Raw genomic sequence first — 5,580 nt, forward strand, 5'->3', positions numbered from 1 at the left:
GTACCATTGCCAATATCCGCAAAGGAACCGAACAGGTAATCACAGTGATTGGATGCGGGGGAGATCGTGATAAAACCAAACGCCCTATTATGGCTCAGGTAGCATGCGATTGGAGCGATAAAGTGATCCTGACCTCCGACAATCCCAGAACGGAAGATCCACAGACGATTATCAGCGAAATGGAAGCAGGTGTGTCACCAAGCAATAAGCGTAAAACCCTATCCATTTTAGATAGAAAAGAAGCAATAAAAACAGCCTGCCATTTAGCGCAGCCAGGAGACATTATTCTTGTTGCTGGTAAAGGGCATGAGAAATATCAGGAAATTAATGGCGTAAGGAACCATTTTGATGATAAAGAAATTTTACTTGAACAATTAAAACCAATCAGCTAATGTTATATTTATTATTCGAATACCTGCATAAGCATTATGATATACCTGGGTTAAGGTTGTTTCAGTACATCACTTTCCGTGCATCTATCTCTATTATTTTATCATTGGTAATTACCACCGTTTACGGACGTAGGTTGATTGATTACCTACATAAAAAACAGGTTGGAGAAACAGTAAGGAATTTAGGTTTAGAAGGACAGATGCAAAAACAAGGTACACCGACAATGGGTGGTATTATTATTTTGCTGGGCATTCTTATTCCAACCATGTTGTTTGCCAATATCTCCAATATCTATGTGATTTTAATGATAATCACCACAATCTGGATGGGCACTGTAGGCTTTTTAGATGATTATATCAAAGTTTTCAAAAAGAATAAAGAAGGTTTAGCAGGTCGTTTTAAAGTAGTTGGTCAGGTTGGTTTAGGCTTAATTGTAGGTTGCACCATGTACTTCCATCCAAATATTGTGGTAAGGGAAACTGTACAGGACGATGTAAAAAGTACTTCTACGGTTCCGATGGTACTGCGCCAAAAAGGAGAAACCTTTTATTATACACAAGATGTAAAATCGACTAAAACCAATATGCCTTTTTATAAGAACAATGAGTTCGATTATGCAAAGGTATTAAAGTTTTTAGGTGCCGATTACCATAAATATGCATTTTTTATCTTCCTGATCGTAACGGTATTTATCATTACCGCCGTGTCGAACGGGGCAAACATTACCGATGGGATTGATGGTTTAGCTACAGGAACTTCGGCAGTAATCGGGATCACCCTGGGTATTTTGGCTTATGTATCGGGTAATACCATTATGGCCGATTACCTCAATATTATGTATATCCCAAACTCTGCAGAGCTGATGATTTTTGCAGGTGCATTTGTGGGTTCCTGCGTAGGTTTTCTTTGGTATAACTCTTACCCGGCGCAGATTTTTATGGGCGATACCGGAAGTTTGGCCATTGGGGGAATCATCGCCTCATTTGCCATCATGATCCGCAAAGAGCTGTTGATTCCGATTTTATGTGGAATATTCCTGGTAGAACTGGTGTCGGTAATTATGCAGGTGTCTTATTTTAAATATACCAAGAAGAAATTTGGCGAAGGCCGCAGGATTTTCCTGATGTCGCCTTTACACCACCATTACCAGAAAAAAGGATATCATGAAGCCAAAATTGTAACCCGCTTCTGGATTATCGGAATCATGCTGGCAATTATGACCATTGTAACATTGAAACTGAGGTAAAAAGCCAAAAGACTAAAGCTGAAAGGCAAAAGATAGAATAATAATTAAAATACCCTTAGTGGTAAATAAAAAATAAGGTAAAAAAATTAAAATGTGATGGTATCCGGTCTTGATACTTATCACTTGATACTAAAAAATAATAATGAGCACGAATAATATCACATCAAGCAATACTAAGTCAGCGATGACCGGGCACGGCCGTGTGGTTATTCTTGGTGCCGGCGAAAGTGGAGTTGGCGCTGCAAAATTGGCTCAGGCAAAAGGTTTCGATGTTTTTGTTTCCGATTACGGTGTAATTACCGACAAATATAAAGCTGCATTAGAAAAACTTTCCATTCCGTTCGAATCTGAAAAACATACCGAAGAACTGATCTTAAATGCAACAGAGGTAATTAAAAGTCCGGGTATTCCGCCTACAGCCCCAATTATTAAAAAATTGGTCGCAAAAGGTGTTCCTGTGGTTTCGGAAATTGAATTTGCCAAAAGATATACCAATGCAAAAACCATCTGCATTACGGGTTCAAACGGTAAGTCGACTACGAGTTTATTAACCTATCACATCCTAAAAAATGCGGGTTTAAATGTGGGTCTGGCTGGTAATATCGGACAGAGTTTTGCAGCACAGGTGGCTACAGAAGATTACGAATATTATGTACTGGAAATCTCAAGTTTCATGCTTGATGATATGTTCGCATTTAAAGCCGATATAGCAGTTTTACTTAACATTACACCGGATCATTTAGATCGTTACGATTATAAACTGGAGAATTATGCTGCATCTAAAATGCGGATTGTTCAAAACCAGACAGCAGAAGATATTTTCATTTATTGTGCAGATGACGAAGAGAGCCTAAAAGCCATCGAGTTGATTAAGCCTGTGGCGAAAGCCTTTCCCTTTTCAATTACTAAAAAAGTAGAACTGGGTGCTTATTTAGAAGAAACTACTATACATATCCTTACAGAACCAAATAACCAACTAACCATGTCTATTTCAGATTTAGCCTTACAGGGCAAGCACAACATTTACAATTCTATGGCCTCAGGCATTGTGTCTAAAGTTTTAGAATTAAGAAATGAGACCATCCGCGAAAGCATGGGCAATTTCAAAAATATTGAGCACAGGTTAGAGCATGTGGCCAAAATTTCGGGGATCGATTTTATCAACGACAGTAAAGCCACCAATGTGAACTCTACCTGGTATGCTTTAGAGAGTATGACCAGTGATGTAGTATTGATTATGGGCGGTGTTGATAAGGGAAACGATTACAACATGCTTAAAGATCTGGTTAAAAGTAAGGTTAAGGCTATCGTTTGTTTGGGTAAGGATAACAAACGTATTCACGATGCTTTCGAGGATGATGTAGAAGTAATTGTAAATACTTTTTCGGCAGATGAAGCAGCACAGATTGCTTTCCATTTGGCTAAACGTGGCGATGCGGTTTTGTTATCGCCAGCCTGTGCCAGTTTCGATCTGTTCAAAAATTACGAAGACCGCGGTAACCAGTTTAAAGCGGCAGTTAGAGAATTATAATAGGAGGTACAATATATGTTCCAAGCACTACTTAATAAAACAAAAGGCGATAGGTGGATCTGGCTGATCATCATCCTGCTTTCGCTTATATCTGTAATGGCAGTGTATAGTGCAACAGGTACCTTGGCATATAAAAAAGGAGAAACGGTAGAAAAGCTTTTGCTCACCAAACATTTAATTTTTGTGCTGATGGGTATCGGGATGATCTATATTGCCCACCTGCTCGATTACCGTTATTATGCGGGTATTTCAAAGGTATTGATGATCGTTACCATTCCGTTGCTGTTTTATACATTAATATTCGGAACAAATTTGAACGATGCATCAAGATGGGTTAAAATACCGGTAATCGGATTGACGTTTCAAACTTCTGATTTAGCAAAGCTGGCATTGATCACCTTTTTGGCCAGGATGCTAACCAAAAAGCAAGAAAATATTAAAAATGTTAAAGAATCATTTATACCAATTATGGGTTCGGTTTGTGTGGTGTTTGTTTTAATCGCACTGGCCAACCTATCTACAGCATTAATGCTGTTTGGTGTAAGTATTTTGCTGTTAATTATCGGTAGGATCAGTATTAAACAGATCGCGATTGTTTGTGCAGGTGGCTTTGTGCTCCTGTTGTTTGTTTTCTTTTTGGGCCCAAGAAGAAAAACGTACATGTCGCGTATCAATACGTTCATGCATCCTGAAATGCAGCATTCAGATAAAACTTTCCAGGCAGACCAGGCAAAAATTGCTTTGGCTACTGGTGGTGTTTTTGGTAAAGGACCAGGTAATAGTACACAACGCAATTTCCTACCACACCCGTATTCCGATTTTATTTTCGCCATTATTATTGAAGAATGGGGAACTGTGGGAGGAATTGTAATTATGATACTATACCTGGTGCTTTTATACCGATGTATCAAGATCGTAACCCGGGCGCCCAAGGCCTTCGGCGCGCTCCTGGCAGCCGGACTGAGTTTCAGTCTGACCATACAGGCCTTTGCAAACATGGCGGTAGCGGTAGGGTTGGGGCCGGTAACAGGGGTTCCGCTTCCGTTGGTAAGTATGGGTGGTACATCAATGATCTTTACCAGTGTGGCCTTCGGGATTATACTCAGCGTAAGCCGTGATGTAGAAGAAAATGCAAATGCGTTAACAAAAGAAGAAAAAGAGAAAGTAAAAAATAAAATAATAATAGGTGAAATACCTGCAATAGCTTAATTAATGATTGAATTAGTGAATGATTGAATTTACGCAATGATTAATAATTGAGTGAATTAGAAATTGAATAAAACATCCCAAAGTTTTAAAGTTGAAATTAAAATTAATAAATGATGGAGAATGTTAGTAAAATAGATTTTGTAACAGCGATAAAAGCAAGAACAAAAAAGTTGGTTTTAGATTCAATTAAGTTCTATCAAGCATTACCGAAAACAGAAGAAGCAAGAATATTAGGTAGGCAATTTATGCGTTCCTCTTCTTCAGTTGGATCAAATTATAGAGCAGCTTGTAGAAGTAGGTCAAAAGCTGAGTTTTACGCAAAACTTAGCATAGTTGTAGAAGAGGCTGATGAAACAGCTTTTTGGATTGAAATTTTAACCGAATCTGGAATTTCGGATTTAGTTAAAGCTCAACCATTATTAAAAGAAGTAAATGAAATTTTGGCAATTGTAGCTAAAGCAAGAAAAACAGTAAGTAATAATAAATAGTGATTGAAAGAGCGAATGATTGAAATGAAAGAATGGAGGATTGCCTGTAGCACTCACTCATTCAAAATTCTATCATTCAATAATTAAATATAAAATGAATAATTCCCCAAAAATTATCATATCAGGTGGTGGCACCGGCGGGCATATTTTTCCCGCCGTGGCCATAGCCAATGCGCTAAAACGCATGGTGCCAACCTGTGAGATTTTGTTTGTGGGTGCAATAGGCCGCATGGAAATGGAAAAAGTTCCTGCAGCCGGATATAAAATTATAGGGTTAAATATTAGTGGGATGCAACGCGGCTCGATTATTAAAAATCTCGCGCTCCCGTTCAAGGTAATCGGTAGTGTTCGCAAAGCCATGCAGATTATCAATGATTTTAAGCCCGATGCCGTAGTAGGTGTTGGTGGTTATGCCTCGGGCCCACTATTGTATGCAGCTTCGTTGAAAGGAATTCCTTACCTCATCCAGGAACAGAATTCTTATGCCGGAATAACTAATAAATGGTTAGGTAAAAAGGCTTCAAAAATCTGTGTTGCCTTTGATGATATGGATCAGTTTTTTCCAGCTGATCGGATTTTAAAAACAGGAAATCCTGTCCGCCAGGAAGTAGTTGATATTAAAGGAAAACATTTTCAGGGTGCCGAACTGTTAAAGCTCGATCCATTGAAAAAGACCATTATGGTTACCGGTGGAAGTTTAGGCGCAGGCACAC

General features: G+C 38.7%; 6 protein-coding genes. All 6 read left to right on the forward strand.

Annotation, left to right across the window (positions count from 1 at the left end):
• A partial coding sequence (locus tag AC1DPQ_RS16075) for a glutamate ligase domain-containing protein (RefSeq protein ID WP_477610227.1) occupies window positions 1–392 on the forward strand: 392 nt, incomplete at its 5' end.
• The gene (mraY, locus tag AC1DPQ_RS16080; RefSeq protein ID WP_477584452.1) at window positions 392–1,639 is read left to right on the forward strand and encodes a phospho-N-acetylmuramoyl-pentapeptide-transferase; all 1,248 of its coding nucleotides are present in this window, start codon (window positions 392–394) and stop codon (window positions 1,637–1,639) included. The genes AC1DPQ_RS16075 and mraY, both read left to right, overlap by 1 nt.
• A 142-nt stretch (window positions 1,640–1,781) precedes the next feature.
• Window positions 1,782–3,170, forward strand: coding sequence for a UDP-N-acetylmuramoyl-L-alanine--D-glutamate ligase (murD, locus tag AC1DPQ_RS16085; protein ID WP_477584450.1), 1,389 nt, complete (start codon window positions 1,782–1,784; stop codon window positions 3,168–3,170).
• A 15-nt stretch (window positions 3,171–3,185) separates the two neighbouring features.
• Window positions 3,186–4,379 (forward strand): FtsW/RodA/SpoVE family cell cycle protein, encoded by a 1,194-nt coding sequence (locus AC1DPQ_RS16090; RefSeq protein WP_215131996.1) that lies wholly within the window; start codon window positions 3,186–3,188, stop codon window positions 4,377–4,379.
• A 110-nt stretch (window positions 4,380–4,489) separates the two neighbouring features.
• Window positions 4,490–4,867, forward strand: coding sequence for a four helix bundle protein (locus AC1DPQ_RS16095; RefSeq protein ID WP_223833553.1), 378 nt, complete (start codon window positions 4,490–4,492; stop codon window positions 4,865–4,867).
• Window positions 4,868–4,961: 94 nt separating this feature from the next.
• The coding region (locus AC1DPQ_RS16100) for a UDP-N-acetylglucosamine--N-acetylmuramyl-(pentapeptide) pyrophosphoryl-undecaprenol N-acetylglucosamine transferase (RefSeq protein ID WP_477610230.1) at window positions 4,962–5,580 on the forward strand (619 nt) is incomplete at its 3' end.

The organism is Pedobacter sp. 01T416_2 (genome assembly GCF_056398925.1).